We start from the raw sequence: 23,180 nt of genomic DNA, 5'->3' as shown, positions 1-23,180 counted from the left end.
TTAGGATACATTCTTTGGCGCTGGCAACAGCAGTACTTCCTCTTTCTGAGGTACTGGTGCAGCCGCTTCTCTAACCTTGTCTTTTCGGACATCACGGAGAAATAAGCTCAATACGAGACCAATGGCGGAAATAACGGTTGCTATGATGAAGGCATCGTTAATGCCGTTGATGCTGGACTGCTGGCTCGCTTTACCGAAAAGGATTTGAACTGCTTGCTGCTGGGCCTGTGATACAGGAAGATGAAGACTGACCGCTACCTTTTGAACAAAGTCATGGAATGAAGTCATAAAGAATGGATCGGCCGTATTCATGGCTCCTTCCATCTCATTCATATGGAACGTTGTTCGGTTCGTAAAGATGGTCGTGATCAAGCTGATACCGATCGAGCCTGATACTTGGCGAAGCGTGTTGGACATGGACGTGCCATGGCTGCTCAAGTGCTTCGGCAGCTGGTTAAGGCCGGCTGTCATGATCGGCATCATCAAGAAGGACATCCCAAACATACGGAACATATAGAGAACCACGATGAATGTGTAGGGGGTATCCATTGTCAGCCTTGTAAAGAAATACGTCGTTATCGTTGTGATCGCCATACCGAAAATGGCAAGCGGACGAGGCCCCAATTTATCAAACAGTGTACCTGAAACAGGTGACATGACCAGCATGATCAAAGCTCCTGGCAGCAACAGCAGTCCGGAATCAAGCGGTGAATATCCCCGGATCGTCTGCAGATAGATCGGAAGCAAGAACATCCCGGAAAACAGACTGATCGTCAAAACAACGTTAATAACGCTTGCTAATGAAAAGATTCCATAGTTGAAAATCCGCATGTCGAGCAGCGGCTTTTCAATACGAAGCTGTCTGATGGTGAAAATCATGAGCAGGACAGCCCCTGCAATCATGGTTGAAAGAACAACCGCATCATCCCAGCCGTCATTTCCTGCTTCACTGAACCCATATAGAAGCAGCGACATACCGGCAAGAGACGTAAAGACGGAAAGGCCATCAACCTTAACCTTTTTCGGCGGCTGAATGTCTTTCAGGCTGAAAAAGGCAAAGATTAATACGATGACGCCCAGCGGCACCATTCCGGTAAAGAGAAGATGCCAGTCATAGTTTTGCACGACAAAGCCAGAAAGCGTAGGACCGACCGCCGGAGCAAACATCATGGCGAGACCAAAGATCCCCATCCCCTTACCCCGGATTTCCGGAGGGAATATAAAGATGATGATGGTCATGACAAGAGGTGCTAATACACCGCCGCCAACGGCCTGGATCAAACGCCCGACTAGCATGACAGGAAATCCCGTTGAAAGCCCGCAGATCAATGAACCCAGCGTAAAGCAGAACATGGCAAACAAAAAGAGGCGGCGGACCGCGAACCGTTCAATCAGAAAAGGCGATAGCGGAATGAGCGCACCGTTGACCAGCATGTAGCCTGTCAATAACCATTGAGCTGTATTGGCAGAAACTCCGAATTCTGTGATCAAGTGGGGAATAGCCACGTTCAGCAGTGTCTGGTTCAGGATGGCAAGGAATAATCCGATCATGAGTATGACTAATAAAGGAATGTATCTTTTGATATCGTGTGAGCCTTGAGGCTGTTGAAATTCGCTTGACATTTATTCTTCCTCCTTTCTTAGGAAGTGCAGTTCTAATGATGGATTAGTTTTTAGAAATTTTTACTTCTGCGTTCATACCTGGCAATACTTTATCAGATGAGTTCGTGATTGAAATTTTAACAGGTACAGTTTGCGTTACTTTTGTGTAGTTGCTGTCATCGTTGGATTTAGGCATTAAAGAGAATAAAGAGTTAGTAGCAAAACCGATTTTTTCCACATTTCCATCAAGAGTGGTTTCATCATCACCATCTACAGTAACGTCAACTTGGTCACCCTCTTCGATATCTTTCAATTCATCTTCTTTAATGTTGGCGATCACGTATAGTTTATCCATGTTGACTTCACTTGCCAGTGTTTGGCCAGCTTGCACCATTTGGTCATTGTTGGCTTGTTTTTTAATGATGGTTCCATCGGCAGGAGTTGTGATGGACATGGATTTTTCACCACCGGAAATTTTTCCGATTTTATCATCCTTTGTTACCTTCTTGCCTTCTTCCAAGTTCCAATCTGAAAGTTTTCCATCCGTTGGAGCAGTGATGTTGTGAAGTTCACCTGTTACCTTTGCATTGTCCGTCGAAACGTAGTTGTTGTTTTGGAAATAGTAATACGCTCCTCCTGCAATTAAAACGATTACTACTAGAAATGCGATGATGTTGGTCATGAGTAGACGACCTCTAGACATTTAGTTGCCCTCCTTAATTATTAATATTATTAACTGTAGACCATAGCTAACTGTTAATGATTGATACCTTTGTGGAAGATTTACTTTTTAGAAAAGATACTTTATGATAAAGGTATTTTATAAATAAACACTTTACCACAAAAAGGTTGAAAGGCACAATAAAAATGAATTTTAAATTTTATTGGGTTAATGATACTATCATGATGTAATGCAATAACCCAGAGGGGATCAGTCATGGACCGACAATTACAAGCTCAGATCGAGCTGCTGGACCACATTAAGGATACGTTCTTTCAATTGCGAAGAGCGTTTATTGAAAATCAAATAAAGGAATTTCCGTATAGTTTAACGGCCTCCAAGTATGCGGTATTAAAGATGCTGTTTCAGAAACGCAGATGCATGGTTGTGGATATTTCGAACACGATGGGAATGACTTCAGGAGCCACAACGACACTCTTAAACCAGCTGGAGGAAGAACAGCTGATCTCTCGTATGCGGGATGAGAAGGATCGGAGAGTGGTCTGGATCGTATTATCGGAAACGGGTGAATCGTTGATTTCTGCTATTGTAGAAAAGCGAAATCACTTCTGGGCAGAGATGCTTTCAACACTGTCAAAGGAAGAGCAAGATGAATACATTCGATTGTTAAAAAAAATAGAAGCTGGAATTAAAGCCAAAGTTTGATGTATGCCAATCTATTGCATCATCATTTCCTGCGCTGCAAGCAAGGAGAATCGTTATGAAAAATAGAGAAACTCTTGTTAAGGATCTCGTGACAAACTATAGAAACCAAACAAAGAAAATCCGGGCATGTTTTCATCCTTTGCTAAAGGATTTTATTCCGCTGAATGAATATGCGGCACTAAAGGTTCTTCACTGCCAAGGTGACCAGATGGTATCGGAAATCGCTGATCAGCTGCAAGTGACGAACAGCCATATTTCCGTAACGAGCGATAAGTTGATCAATCGCGGTCTGGTCACACGCAAGCATAGTGAACAGGACCGCAGAATCGTTTATTTGTCGATCACGCCAAAAGGAGAGCAACTGGCGGATAAAATGGATGATGTGCTGCAGGATTTCTATGAAGAAACGTTCAGTGAACTTTCAGAAGAAGAAATAGAAATGTTTATCAAGTTATTGAATAAAATAAAAACGTGAAGAAACACTGGGAAAAAACCCCTATAAATAGGAAAAGCAATTGTAAATTTCCTAAAATGCATTAGTATTAAAGTGTATAGTTTACATACAAAGGACGTGTTCAATGAAAAAGCATATACCCAATCTGCTTACACTTGGAAATTTATATTGCGGCTTTTTTTCCATCGGCTATATAATAGATGGCGACAGCAAGAACGCCACGATCCTGATCTTTATCGCAATCATGCTTGATGCGGTTGACGGCAGGGTGGCAAGAATTCTTGGCGTAACCAATGAGATGGGGAAGGAACTGGATTCCCTTGCCGATGTCGTTTCTTTCGGTGTCGCACCTGCCTTTTTGGCCGCTCACACCTACTTTGCAGACTTTCATTATATATACGGTGTGGCGATGTCCGGCATTTTTCCTGTGTTCGGTGCCTACCGTTTGGCCCGTTTCAACGTGACCGCTCAGGAAGAGTCACTGAAACACTTTACAGGGATCCCAATCACACTGGCTGGAGCGATCGTTACCTTTCTCGTGCTGTTTGTAAAAGTAATTCCGTTGGGGGTCTTCATCATCGCCTTTTACGGGCTGGCCGTTCTCATGGTCAGCACGATTAAAATACCAAGCTTCAAAAACATCAAACTGCCTAAAAACGGTGTGATCGTCACTCTGTTTTTGTTCTACATGTTCTACCTCTTAGCAAAAGCAAGGTTTGAAAAAGTGCCGGTGTTCTTCTACGTTGCACTGGCCATCTATATCCTGTTCATCATCATCCGGTTCATCCGTGTCAAAGAACCGAAGCTTCCGAGGTGGAAGCGCGGGAGATGATGTTGAGAGCGCCCATCCTTTTTAGTGAAGGATGGGTGTTTTTTGTTGTGTGCTGCGTGCTTGCTTGCTGGTGTGCGTGCTGTGTGTATCGGCTTTGGTGGATGGTGGGAAATGAATGTGTCAAAAAATGTCGAACAGAGTCGTGTATAAACGGTTCGATAATAAAACACGGATTTCGATAATAAAATCAGTTTTTCGATAATAAATTGAGTTTTTCGATAATAAATCAGGATTATCGATAATAAGAAAGTTGACTGGGCTTCCATGTTCCATAATATCTCAGGATTTTAGCACCAGATCTGTAAATAAACCAAAATTACTCCGATCAAACCCCTCAGACAAGCCAGAAAACCATTATTTACTCAACATCATTTATTTTCTGCCAAAAAAGAATCCCAAAACAGGCAAAACTCATACCAATCCTTAAAAACACTTCACTGCTTGCCAACCATAAGGTTCAAACAGCTGAATTTTGTCGAAAAGTTGTGGTTGACCACACTGGTCAATGTGCATATACTGTGATTGACCGAATTGGTCAACGCGACTATATAACGTTATAAATTACGAAAGAAGTGCTGCCTGTGTTTTCGAAATTTTACAATCTGGAAGATGAGAAACAAATTAAAATTTTAAATGCTGCCATCAAGGTTTACGTGCAAAAGGGCTATGACAATGCATCCACCAATGAAATTGTGAAGGAGGCCGGCATATCCAAAGGACTGCTGTTTCACTATTTCAAGAACAAAAAGACCTTGTATCTTTTCTTATTTGATCACTGTTTCGAGGTGGTCATGGAAGACTTTTATAAAAAGGTAGTCATGGAGGAAACGGATTTTTTCAAAAGGCTTCACGACATGACGCTTATTAAGATGGAGCTGCTTCATACCTATCCTGACATCTTTCGTTTCTTTGAGAAAGCGATGCTGGAAGAGTCAGACCAAATTCGAAGCGACTTTCAAAGCAGGATTAAAACCTTTACGGCCAGCAGTTCCACTTGGCTTTTTGATGGAATTGACACCTCGAAGTTCCGTGATGACTTGGATCTCTCAAAGGTCATAAAAAGTATGCTGTGGGCATTTGAAGGGCTCAGTGAAGAAATTCTGGCCAAAGCGAAACTCCAAGATCTTGAGGTTGATTATGACGAGGTGTTTGCTGAAGCAGCTGCTTACATTGAAATGTTTAAGAAAGCTTTTTATAAATGAACAGGAGGCTGCAGCCATGAATGTGATTGAGATTAAAAATTTAACGAAAAGATATGGCAATGCCAGGGGAATCGAAGACATCAGCTTTCATGTGGAAGAAGGGGAGATCTTTGGCTTCATCGGTCCGAACGGTGCCGGTAAATCCACAACGCTCCGCACGCTGCTGTCCATCATTTATCCAACGAGTGGAAGCGCTGCGATTTTCGGAAAAGACGTCATTAAGTACGGGCCGGAGATCAAAAAGCAGATCGGGTATCTGCCTTCAGAGGTGTTCTACTACGACAAAATGAAAGTGAAGGACCTGCTGAACTATTCAGCCAGCTTCTATAAAAAAGACTGCAAGAAACGGATTCATGAACTCGCAGAAATCATGGATTTAGATCTTAATAAACGAATTGATGACTTGTCCTACGGAAATCGGAAAAAGGTTGGGATTGTTCAAGGCTTACTTCATGAACCGAAGCTGATCATTCTGGACGAACCGACCGGGGGACTGGATCCATTAATGCAGCAAAAGTTCTTTGATCTCTTGAAAGAGGAGAATAAAAAGGGAGCGACCATTCTGTTTTCCTCCCACATCCTGAGTGAAGTGCAGAAGATGTGTGACCGGGTTGCCATCATTAAAGAAGGAAAGCTCATTACGGTTGAGAAGATCAGCACCCTTCAGGAAAACAACCATAAGAAGATTAGAATTGAGACAAAACAGCCGGTGGATGCTGGATGGTTTGCAGTGGATGGCGTCACCAACATTGAGAGTGATGATCATAAGATCAGCTTCTTATACAGTGGCAACATTAACTTGATCATGAAAAAGCTTGCGGAAATTGAACTGTCGAACGTTTGGGTGGATGAGCCAGACCTTGAGGAAATCTTTCTTCATTATTATGAGAAGGAGGATGGTTCAAAGTGAATATCTTCTTGCATGAGCTTAAGGTGAATTGTAAGTCCATGCTGATCTGGGCATTTGCGCTAGCTGCAGTCACGGTGCTGTTTTTCTCGATCTACCCAGCGGTTGAAAAAGATGGAGATCAGTTTATTAAGGTCCTTCAAAATTATCCGGAAGGTGTGTTGAAGGCGTTAGGCGTTCAGATCAACACGATCACGTCACTCCTTGGATTTTACTCGTATTTCTTTTTATATGTGATGCTGTGCGGTGCCATTCAGGCGATGAACCTTGGAACCGGGATTTTATCCAAGGAAGTCAGCGGGAAGACAGCAGAGTTTATTCTCACGAAGCCAGTGACGAGAGCGCAGATCATCACCGCAAAGCTGCTGGCTGTACTTTGTACGTTAATTTTCACGAATGTCATTTTTATTGCCGTTTCATACGGTATGGCGTTTGCAGTAGCAACAGCAGATTTTAACGAAAAAACTTTCTTCTTTATGTCAGCGGCAAACTTTTTTGTACAGCTCGTGTTTGCGTCGCTTGGTTTTCTCGTATCCTCAGCTTTTTCAAGGATCAGATCAGTACTGCCGCTCTCGCTAGGTACGGTCTTTGCTTTCTTTATCCTCAGCATGTTCGGCTCTGTCATAGGGGATAAAGCGATTCGCTATATTACACCGTTTAAATATTTTGATCTGTCATATATTATGAAGTATTCCTCTTATGAGCCGGTTTATATCAGTATTGGAGCTGCCGTCGTCATGGTGGCGATCGCGGCCAGTTATGTGCTGTTTACGAAAAAGGACATCCATGCGGCCTAGCAGGATAAGGAAGAGGTGATAAACGATGAACATCTTTTGGAGAGAGTTGAAATACAGCCGGAAGTCCATGATTTGGTGGTGCGTCGGCATTCTCTTTATGGTGGTTTCAGGAATGAGCAAGTATGGGACCATGAAAAGTTCCGGTCAGTCTGTGAACGAGATTTTTGCTGCGATGCCTAAATCGCTTCAGGCCATATTTGGGTTAAGCTCACTGGATTTATCAACCTCCATGGGATTTTACGGCATGCTGTTTTCGTATCTTGTCTTGATGGCGACTATCCATGCCGTCATGCTCGGCGCCAATATTATCGCAAAAGAAGAGCGTGACAAGACGTCAGAGTTTCTGATGGTCAAACCAGTATCCCGAACACAAATTATATCATCGAAGCTTGCAGCATCCATTGTACTGCTTGTGATCTTCAATCTCGTGACCTATGTTTTTTCGGTTGCGATGGTGATGCACTATGACTCCACAGCAAATACAAGTGAGATTGGGAAATTGATGGCTGGATTGTTTTTGCTGCAGCTCTTATTCTTAGCGATCGGAATGGCCATCGCATCGGTCAGCAAACGGCCGAAGTTGGCTTCATCCATTGCTACAGGCTTCCTTCTCATCACGTATATTCTGTCCATCGTCATTGAACTGAACGACAAGCTGGAAGCTCTTAAATACATTACGCCGTTTAAATACTTTGAGGCGAAGAACCTGATAGGGAATAGCGGATTTGATGGTGTGTTTGTCGCACTGTCAGTTGTGCTTATTGCGGCGGGGGTTTTCCTGACTTACGTATCGTACCAGAAGAGGGATTTGAGAAATTAAATGAAAAACAGTTTAAGAGGCTCCTGAAAACGGAGGCCTCTATTTTTTGGGGAAAAATCTTTTATTCTAGTAAACGCTTGTCCATTCCAATCAACTCTAGCAATCATATACTATTATACTTCGCCTCTTGGTGAAGGACGCTGGTTGACAAGGGGGCTGTCACCAGATAAAAAAATACAGAATAAGCTAAAGAGACTCCCCTTGACTGCAACCAATGGAAGGAGGGGATTGCATGGCTGCCATTCAAAAGAGTGTAGACTCTTCTAGCTTAGCTGAGGTTATTGACCGTATTTTGGATAAGGGTGTGGTCATTGATATATGGGCTCGTGTTTCTTTAGTGGGAATTGAGCTGCTGACAATCGATGCCCGTATTGTTATTGCGAGCGTAGATACCTGGCTGCGGTATGCGGAAGCAGTGGGGCTTCTTCAACCAAAAGAAGAAGAAGACAGTGAGCCTGCGCCGCTGTAATAGCTTCTTGAAAGGCCAAGGCATCTTTTCGCCTTGGCTTTTATTTTACAGAAGAAAGGAAGCTGCATTGATGACTAAAAAAGAAGTTCAAGATCCGTTTGTAAACACGGCTTTTTTTAACGAGATCGTCTCAAGAACGGTCTTATATTTACGGACAGGTTATCCGGTTCACTTTGTCGGCCCGTCGGGTGTTGGCAAGACAAGCCTTGCCTTTTATGTCGCCAAACAATTAAATAGACCCGTGACCGTCATCCGGGGCCATCATGAAATGTCCAACCAGGACCTGATCGGCCAGTATGTAGGTGTATCGAAAAAACAAGTGGTTGATAACTATATCCATTCTGTGTACAAGAAGGAACAAGAGGTGAAACCGATCTGGATCAATGGACAGCTGATTGAAGCGGTTAAAAAGGGACATGTTGTCATTTATGATGAATTTACACGTTCGCGCCCGGAAACGAATAATATATTTTTATCTCTTCTGGAGGAGAGGGTTCTTCCTGTCTATGGAAACGGAAAGGTAACGGCGATTCCGTGCCATCCGGACTTTTCCGTCATTTTTACAAGCAATCCGGAGGAATACACCGGAACGTTTCATACACAGGATGCTTTAATGGACCGATTAATCACGATTCGTTTGAATGCATGCGATGAAAAAACAGAAGCAGCCATTATTCAGCACCGGACAGGAGCCACCGAAAAAGAAGCAGCTACTGTCATCAAACTGGTTAGCCGGATGCGTATTTATGGCAAAGGACATATACCCAGTTTGCGGGCATCACTCATGATTGCATCGATCGCGAAAAAAGCAGGCATAGAGATCTGTCCAAACAACGTGATGTATCAGCAGCTTTGTCTGGATATCCTTCTTCATCATGTAAAGCTATTTTTTCCTGATGAAGAAGAAAGGACAGTCCAGGAGCTAATTCTGCAAGAGATGCTAAGAGAGGATGAAATTCATTGAGTACAGAAAATGGGATCTACGTTTTTTGTGCCATCGAGGAAAAAGAAAAAAAGCCATTCGGACGCGTCACATTAAATGGCCAAGAATCCGAAGTCTACACCATTCATCATGAAGACATTGCGATGGTCGTATCAAAGGTCAACGGGGAAGTGCTCCCTGACCGCCATAATTTGTTTGCGCATCAGCACATGATTTCAGAGGTAATGAAGCAATACAGCCTGATTCCGATGAGTTTTGGCAATGTGTTTCATTCGGAGCAGGATGTTCTCTACATCACCAAGCATTTATGCAAAGAATTTACCGATTTATTCTCTCACCTGAATCACAAGATTGAGGTTGGATTAAAGGTGATTCCCAAGAAAGAATGGATTGACGCTGAAATGAAAAAAGATCCCATACTGAATGAGTGGAAAGGGGCATCCAAGGATATTTCCAACCCTGCCGCCTTCTATGACCGTATTCAACTGGGAGAACGAGCGCAGCTTTTTATCCTTTCGCTGCAGGAACAAGTGGAGAAAGAAATTTATCTCCCGCTGTTGGAACTTGCAGCTGCCGGCAAGCAGAATGATACCATTCCCGGAAAAGTCTTTTTAAATGCTGCCTTTTTAATTGATAAAAATATCGAGGCAGCGTTTGACCAGAAAGTTAACGATCTGTATGAGACATGGAAAGACAAAGCGGACTTTAAATACACAGGCCCTTGGCCGGCATATAATTTTGTAAACATACGTCTTCGAATCGAGGGATAGCCATGTTTCATAAGCTATTTACGCTTCCAATCCGGTCGATCATCAAGCTTGGGGAAAAAATACAGGAAGAAGTGGATCAGGAGCTCTACAGCATTCCCTATCTTCAGCAGCAGCTCGTGCAGCTCCATACGATGTTTGAGATGGAAGAGATCGACGAGGAATCTTATATCGAAAGGGAACAGGAATTGCTGGCACGTTACAAGATCGCTAAGGAACGTGAAAAACTGGGTTTAGAGTAGAGGTGTGAGGAGGAGCATGAGTGGCACAGACAAAAACAAAATTGCTCTACGTGTATGGCATTTCGGCAGCTTCAGATGTTCTTGAAGCCAACCTTTCCTTTGCGGAGGGAATCGGCGGCCAAGCGATACAGATCAAAGTGTATGAAGATCTAGCTGCTGTCCTGACAGAAGTGGATAGGGAAACCTTTTGCCAGGAACAGATCGATCTTCACGTGAAGGACCCTGAGTGGCTGAAGGAAAAAGCATTTCATCATCACGAATCCATCGCCGCAGTTCAGCAGCAATTCACTATTTTGCCAATGTCATTCTGCACGATTTTTGAACAGGATAAAAACCTGCAAATTTTACTTATGAATCAGCATGATGTAATCCTTCAAAAACTGAAGAAGCTGAGAGGTAAACAAGAATGGAATGTTAAAATGTTCTGCAGTTTTGACCGGTTGCGGTCTTTTGTAGCACTCAAAAACCCTGCGGTAAAAGAGCTGGAAAATCAAATGGCCTCTATGCCGAAGGGGAAACAGTTTTTAATGAAAAAACGGCTGGTGCATTTGGTTGAAAGTGAACTGGAAAGAGAGCAAGCCCAGCTTTGGTTTAAAGTGACGAAACAGCTCGAGCCTTTCGTTTGCGATCAACTTGTCCGGCAGAACTGGAAAACAGAGATGACTGAGATCGATGAGGAAATGACAGCAAATTGTGATTTTCTCATTGAAAAGGAGAAAGCGGGCGAATTCTTTCAAAAGATTGAAGAGATAGAGGAACAGATGAAGGAAAAAGGGTGCCTGTTTCATGTAACAGGTCCATGGCCGCCTTATCACTTTTCCAAGATGATGAAAGCAACAGAGTCATGAAGCAATTTTCCCCGTTTGAAAACAAAGAGATCACTCTGCTGGATTTATTGGATGGCATCATTGATACAGGAGTGGTCGTAAGGGGAGAGATATTGATTTCGATTGCCAATATTGATCTCATTATCGTCGATTTGAAGCTGCTTATTTCATCGATAGAAAGTGCCTTTGAAAACCATAGCCGTAAGATTGTAGAGGAGGCAGTTGCCGGTGGAACGGTTACCTCTGGATAAAACCAATGTTGAGCAAGGTCTGGCTAAGCTGGTGCTGACGGTCATAGAGCTTCTTCGCCAGCTAATGGAGCGGCAGGCGATGCGTAAAGTAGATAGCGGTTTACTGTCTGATGATCAGTTAGAAGAGCTGGGATTGACCTTAATGAGGCTCGAGGAAAAGATGCTTGAGTTAAAGGTCATCTTCGGTTTAGAGCATGAGGAATTGAATATTGAATTGGGACCCTTGGGAAGATTGCTATGAAAACTGCGGACAGGAGAGAATGACCATGCCCGTTCAACAACCGGTACAATCAGGAAATCTGCTGGAAGTATTAGAAAAGATTTTGGACAAAGGGGTTGTCATCGCTGGTGATATTAAAATATCGCTGGCAGATGTAGATCTGTTGACCATAAAAATCCGTCTGCTCGTCGCCTCTGTCGATAAAGCCAAAGAGATTGGCATGGATTGGTGGGAGAAGGATCCTTACTATTCCTCCAAAGGACTGATGGCAGAACAGGAGAAAGTTTTATTAGAGGAGAGGATTAACCGCCTGGAGAAGCTGGTAGAGGAGAAGCGGCCTGTTTCGCTGCCAGTGGATAGCGGGAAAAATGATAAGGATCTGGATCAGGGATGAATCTGTTCCCGAAACATAGACCACATCTATGTTTCGGTTTTTTATTTTTATGAAAAAACGCAAACAGTAAAATAAAGAATCCGATGGAAATTTAGTAGGAAGCCCTATATGGGCTTTTTTATATATTGATGAGTGAAAGAGGTTCAAGAAGGGTTAAAGAGTCTTATTCTTTCACCTTGTGAATCACAGTTATCAACTCTTTTAAGCGATAGTATTAATTTGTAATCTCGAAGTTTCCCCTAAGCAATCAAAACGTATAAAAACTGTTTAGATTAAGACCAAATTATAAAAAACAAAAACAAATTTTTAAAAAGGGATGAAAAAAATGTTTTGTTATCAATGTGAGCAAACTCCAACTGGCGGCGGCAGTTGAAACGGAGTTATTGCATTGGCCAAGAGCCCGAGATCCCTCGGGCTTATTATCTGCCGTTGGCTCCAGCCCTTCCTGTCACTTTTGGTTCTTACGGCGGCAGTCTTGGAGATTACCCATGAGTGTTTATTTTACTGGATACTTTACCGCGTTCTTCTCCATCTTGTTACGTACAATCTCGTTTACATCCACATCAAGCCTGTCCGCCAGCTGAAGGGAGTAGATGATTACGTCAGCCAATTCATCTTTAATGTTTTCCAGGTTCTCATCAACCGCTTCCTGGCTTTGTTTCCACTGAAAGTTTTCCAGCAGTTCAGCCGCCTCCAGTGAAATAGAAAGGGCAAGGTCTTTTGGATTATGATGAGGGCCCCAATTTCGTTCGTCCCGGAATTTTCGGATTTCATCTATTAAATGCTGCATGATATCGTTGGCTCCTTTATAGGTATTAATGATTTCTTTTACGATAAGTATTATAATGACAGAACGTGAAGAAGAAATATAATGATTTGATAAAATTTGATCAATGAATTGGGTGGAATGATGAGTACAGCTCGTGTAAAAATAAAATCTTCCGATAAGAGCATCAAAGGAGGATCGCCCCTGATCGTAAGCGATGCCGTCTCTTACGTGGACAAAGGTCTGGCAGAAGGAACAATCATTGAGGTTATTGATGAAAGCGGCAAATTTATCGGCAAAGGCTATTATGGCAAGCAGAATAAAGGACTGGGATGGATTTTAACCCGCAAGCCGCAGGAAAATATCGACCAGGATTTTTTCGAAAAGAAAATAAAGGCGGCCATCGAAAGCCGGCAGAGGTTGTTTGATAATCCGCTGACCACAGCATTCAGGGTGTTTAACGGTGAAGGTGACGGCATCGGCGGTGTAACGATGGATTATTTTGACGGCTACTACGTCATCAACTGGTACAGCGAGGGCATTTATCAATTTAAAGAATTTGTTCTGCAGTCGCTTAGAAATCTGACTGATTTTAAAGGAATCTATGAGAAGAAGCGGTTTGCTGAAAAAGGAACGTACATTGAGGACGATGACTTCATCGAAGGAGAACGGGCTCAGTTTCCGCTCATCGTTCAGGAAAACGGCATTCATTTTGCTACATACTTAAATGAAAGTGCGATGGTCGGTGTTTTCCTGGATCAACGAGAAGTCCGGAAAGCCATCCGGGACAAGTATTCAGAAGGCAAAAGAGTATTGAACACATTTTCGTATACCGGTGCTTTTTCTGTGGCAGCCGCATTAGGAGGAGCCGTGAAAACGACGAGCGTGGATCTGGCCAACCGAAGCCGAAGCAAGACGCAGGAACAGTTCAGCATCAACGGAATCGATTACGAGTCACAAGACATCATCGTCGAGGACGTATTTAACTATTTCAAATATGCGGTTAGAAAAAAGCTGCTGTTTGATCTGGTGATCCTTGATCCGCCGAGCTTTGCGCGATCCAAGAAACATACGTTCAGCGCAGGGAAAGATTATCCGGCTCTGCTGGAACAGGCCATTGCCATCACCGAAAAGAATGGTGTGATCGTCGCTTCGTCCAACTGCAGCACGTTTGGCATGAGCAAGTTCAAAGGCTTTATTGAAAAAGCGTTCCGCCAGACTGGAAGCAAGTATAAAATCCTTGAAGAACACAGTCTGCCTGAAGACTTTAAGACGATTAAAGAGTTTAAAGAAGGAGATTATCTTAAAGTCGTTATTCTAAAAAAACTGCCATAATATAAAAGGGGCTGTCCTGAAAGTCAAAAATTGACCTTCAGGCAGCTCCTTTTTCGCGCAAAAAATCTTCAATGAAAAGTTGATTATAGTGGAAGGTGCGAGATCCTCGAAAATGAAAATCACATTATCTTCGTGCGATGCACCGCTACCGCAGCGTTCCTTGTCCTGCGGGACTAGCGTGACAGGTGAGACTCCCGCAGGCGCTTGCGCCAAAAAGTAGGCGTTCACGCCGGTAAGGCTCACCGCACGCCCCACGAAAGTAGGAGCTCGCGCCGGTAAAAGCGAGCGGCCTGAAACGGAAATCAACGGCTTCCAGACTTCTAGGACAGCCCCTTTTCTAGATTACGGTGTTTTTTCAGGGTAAACGGAACAGCCAAAGTTCTGTTTTACTATTCGGATCTTCCATTCCAAAGTCGTTGTCATTAATGACAGCCAATTTTTTGCCCTGAACTAACGAAATACCCTCAGCTTTTTCATAAGGATAATCGTAATTTAAAAGATTCAATACTTCCTCCTTAGCAACCGTTTTAATTCCCGCGGCTTTTAAATCTTTTGCGTTCATTTGTTCGAGCGTTTTTCCTTTATGTTTGTCCTTGCCTAAGATGTTTGTTGCACCTTGAACATTTATTTTATATATTTTCTTTAATTTCGCTTTTTTTCCTATTTCTGAATCTCTTTCGTCGACAAGCAGATTATGTTCATTAATAGCATAAAGATCAGAGACTCCAATATCTTTTTGCTCAAATCCCAACCTTTGTCCATTAGCAGTAATGTATGCATATCCTGCTATTACCTTTGAATTTTTTAAATTTATTTTTAGAATCCGAACTACTCTCGAATTTTCACCAGGGTTTGACAGTGCACTTTGTGTCATCGTGAAAAGATAACGTCCATCTGGAGTAATCGTCACGCTTTCGAATCCTTTATTTTCCATGCGCTTTGTTAGAACAATTGGCAAACTCGCTTTTATAGGAATCAGAGGTGCGTTTTTAAATTTAGACTCCATCCCAGACGGTATTAACCGTTTTACAAGGGTACCATCTTTTTTTATCTGGACCAGACTTGGCCGGTATTCATCACTTAACCAAAACGTTTTATCTGTAGGATTGTAAGCAAGCCCTTCAGTATCTAAGCCATAGGGATCATATGAGAAAACACTTTTTCCTTTCGCATCATATGGTGCTTCATCAGATTTTTTGAAATTAGGCAAACCTGTAATAAAGGAGTTTCCCGTTACTGGATCTGATCCTTTTGGTAACTTTAATTTAATTTGTTCTAATATTTTCATTTTCCCTTTAGAAATTTCAATTTTATACACTGCAGGAGTATACATTGGTATTGGGAAGGTTCTCCGTTCTTCACTATTTACGGTCAATTTTCCATTGGGGCCCCGGTCGGACGAAGAATAAAAAATGTTATCAGGATCACCTGGCAAATGCAGGAGAGAAGATCCCATAGCCGCATGGATCCCTTTAGATAACTTTGGCGGATTTTCTAAAGGATATTTTCCAATAAGTTTAACAGAAGGGGTCGAAGTACTCTTCTTTTCTTTATTGCCCTCTTGCTGCTTATTGGTAGATGGCCTGGAGCATGCGAATATTGCTATGCATATGATCGAGATTACAACAACTTTAAGAAACATAAATTTTTTCATCCTGGACACCTTTTTCTTTTGTTAATTTTCTTTCTTATAATGGGCAATTAAAACTGTATTATAAGTTGATTTGATAAATTTTTTTCACTTTGCAAAAAAAGTATGCCATTGATCATGGCATGGTAAAAAACTGACATAATTTTTATATGGACACTTGACTGACCCATTTAATTCCATTACTATTAAGATTGAAAAATTTGAATATTCCGCTAACGTAAAGTTGGGGAATCATTTGGCAAGGAACAGCGAACCTGTCTCCTGTTAAAAGGATTCTTCTGTAAGCGCTTCGAAAAACCGGATAGGTTATACCACAGCGAACCTGTGATTTGCTGCCGCCGCAACCTTTTTTCTTATAGTTGCTATGTAACTATGGGGTGAGTTTGTGGCGGTTTTTTATTTACATAAAAGAGGAGAGGGTTATGATGAGCAAGGTCAAAAATCGATGGTTGATCGCACTGTCGGGAGTGGGAATTCATATTTCCATCGGCTCGGTTTATGCGTGGAGCAATTTTACGACTCCATTAAGTGAGAAGTTTAAGTGGACGGCAAGTGAGGTGCAGCTGACGTTCAGTCTGGCAATCTTGTTTTTGGGGCTGTCTGCGGCCTTTTTGGGCCATTTTGTTGAAAAGCACGGGCCGAGAAAGGCTGGTATACTGGCTGCTGTCTTTTTTGGAGTCGGTGTGGCTGGCTCGGGCCTCGCCGTACAGCTGGGATCATTGCCGCTATTGTATGTTTTTTATGGAGCACTTGGCGGAATCGGCCTAGGAGTCGGTTACATTGCACCTGTCTCCACTTTAGTAAAATGGTTTCCTGACCGCAGGGGGCTGGCAACGGGGCTTGCCATCATGGGGTTTGGCTTCGCGGCTGCGATCAGCTCTCCGATCATGGACAGTCTGATTAAATCGGTTGGGATCGCCAACACGTTTTATATTCTCGGAATCTCTTATTTTATCGTGATGCTGGTCTCGTCCCTTTACCTGGAAAAACCGAAGGAAGGCTGGGCTCCAGAAGGCTATCAGGAGAAGGTGGACAGCGGGAAAGCTGCTGTAGCACAGGACTTGTCACAGCTGACGGCCAATGAGGCGATTAAAACAAAACGTTTCTACTATCTCTGGCTAATGCTGTTCATTAACGTGACCTGCGGCATCGCCATTCTGTCAGCAGCTAAACCGCTCGCTCAGGAAAGTATAGGGATGACCACCGCAGAAGCGGCAGCGCTGGTTGGTGTTTTAGGCTTATTTAACGGATTTGGCCGAATTGGCTGGGCATCTGTTTCTGACTATATCGGCAGGACCAATACATACACCACGTTCTTCGTGCTGCAGATCGTCCTGTTCTTTTTGCTTCCGAACGTTACAACGACAATCGTCTTTGAAATCATGCTTGCTATCGTATATACCTGCTATGGCGGAGGCTTTGCTTCCATTCCGGCGTATATCGGTGATTTATTTGGAACGAAACAGCTCGGTGCCATCCATGGCTACATTCTAACAGCATGGGCAGCCGCTGGATTGGCGGGTCCGCTGTTTGCCGCCTGGGTGAAGGATACGACAGGCAGTTACGCAGAAAGCCTTACCTTCTTCGCTGCCCTGTTTATTGTGGCGCTTATCGTTTCTTTCCTTGCACGGCTGGATATTCGCAGACTTAAAAGGGAGAAGGGAACGGACGAACAGTTGCGCGTTGAGCATTTCTGATTTATAATTTTATAAGCAAAATGCAAAAATAAAGGTTGTCGTTTATGAATAATTATGAAGCAGAATTCAGTAACCTGGTAAGAGCTTTTCGTAAGCGCCATATGGGGAAAGGTCCCCGGCAGATCAAAACGACCTTTTGTAAAAACTGGGCCATTTGTGAAATGGAAGGCAATCTATCACCGGTCGAGAAGTTTATCTCAGGCTCTAATGAGGGCAAGCAGATGCTTCGTTCGGCCCGCACCGAGATGGTGAAGGACATGTACAAAAAGAACCATCCGGTGGAAATGGAAGAATTGCTGGGCGCAACGTTTCTGGAGCTTTTCGTAGATATTGATATCGAAAAAGACTTCGGGATGTCCATCTTTGTTTTTGACGAAAATATTCAAGAGAAATTTAAAAAATAAGAACCATCTGTGTTGGCACTTGGCAGCGTTCCTGTTAAAGACTACCACCGCGGTTCCCGGTTTCGCGTAATCGGGTCCCCGGTGGTTTTTGTTTTTTTCAGGGTTGTGAGGGTATTTCGAACATGCAGACGATTGAGGGGAAATGAATTCGTCTAATCTTGTCGATGAGCGTCGAGTGCGAACTGTTCGATAATAAAATTGGCCATTTCGATAAAAAATTGGTTTTTTCAATAATAAAATTTCATTTTCGATAATAAAGGCTGCGTTTTCGATAATAAAAAATTTGGCAGGGAGATTTGCAGGCGAAATCCCTTTTTTCAGAAAATATATCCCTGCAGAAGGGCTGTTATAAGCTCAGTTCAACGGGCGCCGAGCAAATTTACTCAAAATCATTGGTTTTTTGTAAGAAATAACACTGGAAAACCATAATAATCAACTCGAAATTCCATAAAGAGGAAAAGGAGTGCATGAGCATGGGAAAAACAAAGCATCAAGGACCGATTAAACTCCCTAAGAGCCCTGCTCCCAAACATTGGGTCAGCCCGGTTCCTTTCGGGCTGGGGAAAATTAAACCGGGACATATCCGCGATACGATGAAGGTAGCATGGGAAAACCGCGATAATCTTTCTTATGCCGGACGCATTCTGACACAGGGTGTGTGTGACGGCTGTGCGCTTGGCGTTTCAGGGCTGTACGACCAAACCCTTGCCGGACCGCATGTTTGTACAACACGGCTGAACGTTCTCCGCTTAAACACGATGCCGGCTATGAAAGAGGAGCTCGTCCATGCTGACATTGATGAGCTGCGCAAATACTCAAGCGCCGAACTGAGAAAGCTCGGCCGAATTCCTTATCCGCTCATCCGCCGAAAAGGTGAGCGGAAATTTTCCCGTATCACATGGGATAATGCCATGAATTTAATTGCGGACAAGATGAAGAAACTGAATCCAAAGCAGGTGTCGTTCTTCCTCACCTCAAGGGGAATCACAAACGAATCGTATTATGTAGCGGCAAAGGTTGCTCGCTATTTAGGCGTGAATAACATTGATAACGCTTCCCGCATCTGCCACTCCCCTTCCAAAACGGCGCTGAAGCGTTCTGTCGGAATAGGGGCTTCCAGCTGCAATTACCAGGACTGGATCGGCTCGGATGTTATCGTCTTTTGGGGATCGGTCGCGGCAAACAACCAGCCCGTCTCTACAAAGTACATGTATGCAGCAAAGCGCAAAGGAACCAAGATCATCTGCATCAATCCGTACCGTGAACCGTCGATGGAGAAATACTGGATTCCGTCGATTGGAGAGTCGGCTTTGTTCGGCACAAAGCTTGCCGATGATTTTTATCAGGTAAACATTGGCGGAGATATTGCCTTCATGCACGGTATCATGAAGCATTGGTTTGAGATGGAAGAGAAAGAACACGGTTCTGCCATCGACCATCGGTTTGTAAAAGAACATGTGAATGGCTACGAGGAATTAAAGGCAAAGGTTCAGGAGCAAAGCTGGGAAGCCATTGAGGAATCATCAGGCGTCAGCAAGGATCGTATTTATGAACTGGCAGAGCTTCTCGCCAAAAGCAAATCCGGTGTTTTTGTCTGGTCACTTGGCTTAACGATGCATACATTCGCTTCTGACAACATCTCGCAGGTTGCTAATCTTGCGCTGTTAAGAGGGTTTCTGGGGCGTAAACATTGCGGACTAATGCCGATCCGGGGACACTCCAGTGTTCAAGGTTCTGGGGAGATGGGAGCTGATCCATTCGTTCTTCCCGGCGGTGATTTTGAACCAAAAAATATCGAGCGTATCCAAAAGCTGTGGGGCTTTGACATTCCGAAATGGCAAGGAGACGTTCTAGGTGTTTCTCTTGAGAATATCCTTCTGCCTGAAGATCATGAACGGAAAATTAAAATGTATTACCTGTCAGGCGGCAATTTCCTTGAAACGATGCCGGATCCCGATTTTGTAGAGCGGGCCCTGTCATCGCTTGAACTTCGTGTGCATCAGGATATCATCTTTAACACGTCTACAATGGTGGATGCAGAAGAAACGGTCATCGTACTTCCTGCAAAAACACGCTACGAGCAGGAGGATGGAGGCACATCGACCTCAACAGAACGCATGGTGTATTTTTCGCCTGAAATTCAAGGAAACAGCCAGCAGGTGGAGGAAGCCCGTACGGAGTGGAAAATCTATATCGACCTCGCCAAGCGTGTAAAACCTGAGAATGCCCATTTGGTAAATTTTATGAATGGCCAGGAGATCCGCAGCGAGATTGCCATCGCCAACCCGAATTATGAAGGCATACAGCATTTAAAAGAGCGAGGTGATGTTTTCCAATGGGGAGGGGCATGGCTCTGCGAAGACGGCATCTGCCCGACACCGGATGGCAGAGGGAATTTAATCCCGGTTGATATTCCAGACCTGCAGAAGGGTAAAGGTATGTATTATGTGACGACGAGAAGAGGGAAGCAGTTCAACTCGATGGTCTACAACGAATCCGATCCGTTTAATGGCGCAGAGCGTTATGATGTGCTGATAAACGGGGAGGATGCGAAGGAACTTTCCATTGAAGAGGGAGAAACCATCGTCGTTTACAACCAGCACGGTGTTTTCCAGGGCCGGGCAAAATTTATCGACATTACCAAAGGAAACCTTGAAGTGCATTTCCCAGAAGGAAACTTCCTTTTGCCCAAAGGCGTTTACGAGGAATTCTCCAAGATGCCGAGCTATAATGTAGCGGTTAAAGTGGAAAAAGCGGATCGGTTCAGCGCCCGCAAGGATTTAAAGTATCTGGAGAAGCAGATTCCTGATCTGGAAACAGAGATCAGCTAAAAAGGAGCAGTTATGAAAGACAACGTCATGAAAAGTATCAGCATTGTTAAATATGATGGCGATTCATTTCAGGAAATACAGGATCACGTCGCGACGGAATATGCCTTAACTATAATTGTCAACGATGATGAGTTCGCCACCATGGTCTGCACCCCGACCTACATGGAGGATCTGGTCACAGGCTTCCTGGCGTCAGAAGGTGTGATCCGCCTGCCGCGTGAAATCGAATCGCTATCGATTGATGAAGACCGGGGCTTTGCGTATGTGCAGCTTCTGGATAAGAAGCCTGTCACGAATCAGCTTCAATCCAAACGGTTTATCGGTTCCTGCTGCGGAAAAAGCAGACAGTTCTATTTTCAGAGCGATGTGAAAAACGCCAAAACGATCATGTCCAAAGCAACCATCCAGGCGGAGCAATGCATCTCGCTCATGAAGGCCATGCAGGACAGCTCGGATGACTTTCACTCTACTGGCGGCCTTCACAATGCTGCACTTTGCACAAATGATGAGTTATTAATTTCGCGTTCTGATATCGGGCGCCATAATGCACTTGATAAAATATACGGACATTGTTTGAAGAACAACATCGCACTGGGGGATAAAGTGATTGCCTTCAGCGGAAGGATTTCATCGGAAGTGCTGCTGAAGGTGTCCAAGATTGGCGCGGGGATCATTTTATCCAAGTCAGCTCCAACCACGCTGGCGCTTGAACTCGCGAATGACCTAGGCATTACTGCAGTTGGATTCATCCGCGGCAGCCGGTTGAACGTGTACACGCACCCCGAGAGAATTATTGTGTAATGCAGGAAGCCGATTCTTTTATAGAATCGGTTTTTTTGCTAAAGGGAAGAGTAAACAGCAAAGTCTGCCCTTCAATGTTATGTTCAAAAACCTCAGATTTATTTTCAAATTGTCGAATTGGGACGGAATTCAACCCGTGAAACGCACTCAAGAAGCACCCCAAATCCAAATTTTTTCTTTTGGACAAGCGTTTTGCTACGATAGAACCAACAAAAGATAAGGAGTTGAGCAGCACATGGCAAAACAAACAAGACTCGGAAAGACAGATCTCTTGGTAAACCCGATTGGACTTGGTACGAATGCGGTAGGGGGACATAATCTGTATCCCAATCTGGATGAGGAAGCTGGAAAAGAATTGGTGCGACGGGCGTTGGATATCGGCATTAACTTTTTGGATACAGCTTATATTTATGGACCTGAGCGCTCAGAGGAACTGATCGGACAGGTGTTAAAAGAAACGGGAAGCCGTGATAAAGCGGTACTGGCCACAAAAGGAGCTCATAAATTTGTCGGAAAGGAAGTTGTTTTCGATAACTCGCCTGCATTCTTAAAAGAAGCGGTAGAAGGAAGCTTGAAGCGCCTGCAGACCGACTATATCGACTTGTTTTATATACATTTTCCGGATGAAGACACTCCGAAGGAAGAAGCGGTGGGAGCCTTAAAGGAGCTGAAGGATCAAGGAAAGATTAAGGCGATTGGTGTTTCTAATTTTTCCATCGAACAATTGAAGCAAGCCAACGTTGACGGCTATGTGGATGTTTTTCAGGGAGAGTATAACCTGTTGCAGCGTGACGCTGAAAATGAACTGCTTCCTTATACAGCGGATAAAGGTATTTCGTTCGTTCCTTATTTCCCGCTTGCCTCCGGTTTGTTGGCTGGCAAGTATGACAAGGATACAAAGTTTGATGATCTTCGTGCGAAAATGCCTCACTTCCAAGGTGAAAATTTTGTCCGCAATTTAAAGAAGGTCGACCAAATCCGTAAAATAGCGGATGCAAAGAATGCGGAGGTTGCTCATGTTGTCTTGGCATGGTATTTAACGCAGCCTTCAATCGACACCATCATTCCTGGAGCCAAACGTGCCGATCAAGTAAGCAACAACTTAAAGACGCTCGATGTGCAGCTTTCAGAAGAGGAAATTCAAGAGATCGGAAGGATTTTCTCTTAATAACAGCCCTTGAAGAAAAACCGAAATGGGTGGATAATAGGGGAGATATGGTGCTGTAAGGCTTGTGAAAATGGCAGCACGGAAAAGGTGAACCCATGTATCTCTCGCTAAAAGAAACCGCAGAATTTCTTGATCTGCCGGAATCCTATATTGAAAGTTTGATTCAGCAAAAAAAGATTCGTGCCTTTTATGACGGCAGCGAGTATCTGATTAATAAAGAGCAGTTTAACTCCCACCTCGAACAGATGGAAAAATACAAGAAACTGGTGGAAGAGTATATGAACGAGCCGATCCCTGAAGACTGGGATGCGAAAGACGAAGACTGATGAAAAACCTTGAACAGCATCCGCAGATGCGTTCAAGGTTTTTTGTTATAAAATAGTGCAAAGTTCCTGGGAAAAACCGATATAACT

Annotated in this window: 27 protein-coding genes; 22 read left to right on the top strand and 5 right to left on the bottom strand. The window is 43.7% G+C overall.

Annotation, left to right across the window (positions count from 1 at the left end; all coding sequences use genetic code 11):
• Nucleotides 1-1,623 carry a DHA2 family efflux MFS transporter permease subunit gene (locus OKX00_RS20585; RefSeq protein ID WP_053355821.1) on the bottom strand — a complete coding sequence of 541 codons (1,623 nt, stop codon included), beginning with the start codon at nt 1,621-1,623 and terminating at the stop codon, nt 1-3.
• Between the two features lie 43 nt (nt 1,624-1,666).
• Nucleotides 1,667-2,305: a biotin/lipoyl-containing protein gene (locus tag OKX00_RS20580; protein WP_265408645.1), complete on the bottom strand. Its 639-nt coding sequence runs from the start codon at nt 2,303-2,305 to the stop codon at nt 1,667-1,669.
• A 234-nt stretch (nt 2,306-2,539) separates the two neighbouring features.
• Between OKX00_RS20580 and OKX00_RS20575 the strand changes: the two genes are divergently transcribed.
• The 15 genes from OKX00_RS20575 (at nt 2,540) to OKX00_RS20505 (ending at nt 12,114) form a co-directional block, all read left to right on the top strand.
• Nucleotides 2,540-2,989 carry a MarR family winged helix-turn-helix transcriptional regulator gene (locus OKX00_RS20575; RefSeq protein WP_265408644.1) on the top strand — a complete coding sequence of 150 codons (450 nt, stop codon included), beginning with the start codon at nt 2,540-2,542 and terminating at the stop codon, nt 2,987-2,989.
• Nucleotides 2,990-3,044: 55 nt separating this feature from the next.
• Nucleotides 3,045-3,464, top strand: a complete 420-nt coding sequence (locus OKX00_RS20570) for a MarR family winged helix-turn-helix transcriptional regulator (protein WP_265408643.1) — start codon at nt 3,045-3,047, stop codon at nt 3,462-3,464.
• A gap of 103 nt (nt 3,465-3,567) precedes the next feature.
• The gene (gene pssA, locus OKX00_RS20565; protein WP_053355817.1) at nt 3,568-4,275 is read left to right on the top strand and encodes a CDP-diacylglycerol--serine O-phosphatidyltransferase; all 708 of its coding nucleotides are present in this window, start codon (nt 3,568-3,570) and stop codon (nt 4,273-4,275) included.
• 581 nt (nt 4,276-4,856) lie between these two features.
• Complete coding sequence (locus OKX00_RS20560) at nt 4,857-5,477, top strand: TetR/AcrR family transcriptional regulator (protein ID WP_265408642.1); 621 nt, start codon at nt 4,857-4,859, stop codon at nt 5,475-5,477.
• Nucleotides 5,478-5,493: 16 nt separating this feature from the next.
• Complete coding sequence (locus tag OKX00_RS20555; protein ID WP_053355815.1) at nt 5,494-6,387, top strand: ABC transporter ATP-binding protein; 894 nt, start codon at nt 5,494-5,496, stop codon at nt 6,385-6,387.
• On the top strand, nt 6,384-7,181 hold the full coding sequence (locus OKX00_RS20550) for an ABC transporter permease subunit (protein WP_265408641.1): 798 nt from the start codon (nt 6,384-6,386) through the stop codon (nt 7,179-7,181). The genes OKX00_RS20555 and OKX00_RS20550 overlap by 4 nt, the downstream gene beginning before the upstream one ends.
• A gap of 25 nt (nt 7,182-7,206) precedes the next feature.
• On the top strand, nt 7,207-8,001 hold the full coding sequence (locus tag OKX00_RS20545; protein ID WP_265408640.1) for a DUF2705 family protein: 795 nt from the start codon (nt 7,207-7,209) through the stop codon (nt 7,999-8,001).
• A gap of 232 nt (nt 8,002-8,233) precedes the next feature.
• Nucleotides 8,234-8,470, top strand: a complete 237-nt coding sequence (gene gvpJ / locus OKX00_RS20540) for a gas vesicle protein GvpJ (protein WP_265408639.1) — start codon at nt 8,234-8,236, stop codon at nt 8,468-8,470.
• A 70-nt stretch (nt 8,471-8,540) separates the two neighbouring features.
• A complete protein-coding gene (gene gvpN, locus OKX00_RS20535; protein WP_265408638.1) occupies nt 8,541-9,434 on the top strand; it encodes a gas vesicle protein GvpN in 894 nt (297 codons plus the stop codon).
• The gene (locus OKX00_RS20530) at nt 9,431-10,183 is read left to right on the top strand and encodes a GvpL/GvpF family gas vesicle protein (RefSeq protein ID WP_265408637.1); all 753 of its coding nucleotides are present in this window, start codon (nt 9,431-9,433) and stop codon (nt 10,181-10,183) included. Before gvpN ends, OKX00_RS20530 begins: the two co-directional genes overlap by 4 nt.
• Before the next feature lie 2 nt (nt 10,184-10,185).
• The gene (locus OKX00_RS20525; RefSeq protein ID WP_265408636.1) at nt 10,186-10,422 is read left to right on the top strand and encodes a gas vesicle protein GvpG; all 237 of its coding nucleotides are present in this window, start codon (nt 10,186-10,188) and stop codon (nt 10,420-10,422) included.
• A 20-nt stretch (nt 10,423-10,442) separates the two neighbouring features.
• A complete protein-coding gene (locus OKX00_RS20520; RefSeq protein ID WP_265408635.1) occupies nt 10,443-11,270 on the top strand; it encodes a GvpL/GvpF family gas vesicle protein in 828 nt (275 codons plus the stop codon).
• On the top strand, nt 11,267-11,500 hold the full coding sequence (locus OKX00_RS20515) for a gas vesicle protein (protein ID WP_265408634.1): 234 nt from the start codon (nt 11,267-11,269) through the stop codon (nt 11,498-11,500). Before OKX00_RS20520 ends, OKX00_RS20515 begins: the two co-directional genes overlap by 4 nt.
• Nucleotides 11,478-11,741: a gas vesicle protein K gene (locus OKX00_RS20510; protein ID WP_265408633.1), complete on the top strand. Its 264-nt coding sequence runs from the start codon at nt 11,478-11,480 to the stop codon at nt 11,739-11,741. The genes OKX00_RS20515 and OKX00_RS20510 overlap by 23 nt, the downstream gene beginning before the upstream one ends.
• Nucleotides 11,742-11,766: 25 nt before the next feature.
• Nucleotides 11,767-12,114 (top strand): gas vesicle protein, encoded by a 348-nt coding sequence (locus OKX00_RS20505; RefSeq protein WP_265408632.1) that lies wholly within the window; start codon nt 11,767-11,769, stop codon nt 12,112-12,114.
• 496 nt (nt 12,115-12,610) lie between these two features.
• Here the strand turns inward: OKX00_RS20505 and OKX00_RS20500 are convergent, their stop codons facing one another.
• On the bottom strand, nt 12,611-12,904 hold the full coding sequence (locus OKX00_RS20500; RefSeq protein WP_416054267.1) for a nucleotide pyrophosphohydrolase: 294 nt from the start codon (nt 12,902-12,904) through the stop codon (nt 12,611-12,613).
• Nucleotides 12,905-13,021: 117 nt separating this feature from the next.
• On the opposite strand from OKX00_RS20500, the gene OKX00_RS20495 reads away from it, so the two are divergent.
• Nucleotides 13,022-14,215: a class I SAM-dependent rRNA methyltransferase gene (locus OKX00_RS20495; protein WP_265408631.1), complete on the top strand. Its 1,194-nt coding sequence runs from the start codon at nt 13,022-13,024 to the stop codon at nt 14,213-14,215.
• On the opposite strand, the gene OKX00_RS20490 is transcribed toward OKX00_RS20495, so the two are convergent.
• A complete protein-coding gene (locus OKX00_RS20490) occupies nt 14,198-14,521 on the bottom strand; it encodes a hypothetical protein (RefSeq protein ID WP_265408630.1) in 324 nt (107 codons plus the stop codon). The two genes, OKX00_RS20495 and OKX00_RS20490, sit on opposite strands and share 18 nt — an antisense overlap.
• 49 nt (nt 14,522-14,570) lie before the next feature.
• Nucleotides 14,571-15,869, bottom strand: a complete 1,299-nt coding sequence (locus OKX00_RS20485) for an esterase-like activity of phytase family protein (protein ID WP_265408629.1) — start codon at nt 15,867-15,869, stop codon at nt 14,571-14,573.
• Nucleotides 15,870-16,291: 422 nt separating this feature from the next.
• Here OKX00_RS20485 and OKX00_RS20480 point away from each other — a divergent pair, with 422 nt between their 5' ends.
• From OKX00_RS20480 to OKX00_RS20455, 6 genes are all read left to right on the top strand, one after another.
• Nucleotides 16,292-17,563 (top strand): L-lactate MFS transporter, encoded by a 1,272-nt coding sequence (locus OKX00_RS20480; RefSeq protein WP_265410599.1) that lies wholly within the window; start codon nt 16,292-16,294, stop codon nt 17,561-17,563.
• 44 nt (nt 17,564-17,607) lie between these two features.
• Complete coding sequence (locus tag OKX00_RS20475) at nt 17,608-17,967, top strand: Na-translocating system protein MpsC family protein (protein ID WP_053355810.1); 360 nt, start codon at nt 17,608-17,610, stop codon at nt 17,965-17,967.
• Between the two features lie 473 nt (nt 17,968-18,440).
• Nucleotides 18,441-20,798 (top strand): FdhF/YdeP family oxidoreductase, encoded by a 2,358-nt coding sequence (locus OKX00_RS20470; protein ID WP_265408628.1) that lies wholly within the window; start codon nt 18,441-18,443, stop codon nt 20,796-20,798.
• A 12-nt stretch (nt 20,799-20,810) separates the two neighbouring features.
• The gene (gene fdhD, locus OKX00_RS20465; RefSeq protein ID WP_265408627.1) at nt 20,811-21,599 is read left to right on the top strand and encodes a formate dehydrogenase accessory sulfurtransferase FdhD; all 789 of its coding nucleotides are present in this window, start codon (nt 20,811-20,813) and stop codon (nt 21,597-21,599) included.
• Nucleotides 21,600-21,834: 235 nt separating this feature from the next.
• On the top strand, nt 21,835-22,767 hold the full coding sequence (locus OKX00_RS20460; RefSeq protein WP_265408626.1) for an aldo/keto reductase: 933 nt from the start codon (nt 21,835-21,837) through the stop codon (nt 22,765-22,767).
• A gap of 95 nt (nt 22,768-22,862) precedes the next feature.
• Nucleotides 22,863-23,093, top strand: a complete 231-nt coding sequence (locus tag OKX00_RS20455) for an excisionase family DNA-binding protein (protein WP_062238785.1) — start codon at nt 22,863-22,865, stop codon at nt 23,091-23,093.
• Nucleotides 23,094-23,180: the final 87 nt, after the last annotated feature.

It is taken from the genome of Fictibacillus sp. KU28468 (genome assembly GCF_026153615.1).
Lineage (GTDB): Bacteria > Bacillota > Bacilli > Bacillales > Fictibacillaceae > Fictibacillus_C > Fictibacillus_C marinisediminis.
The sequence above is the reverse complement of the archived record's forward strand: the minus strand, read 5'-3'. Positions and strand labels throughout refer to the sequence as shown.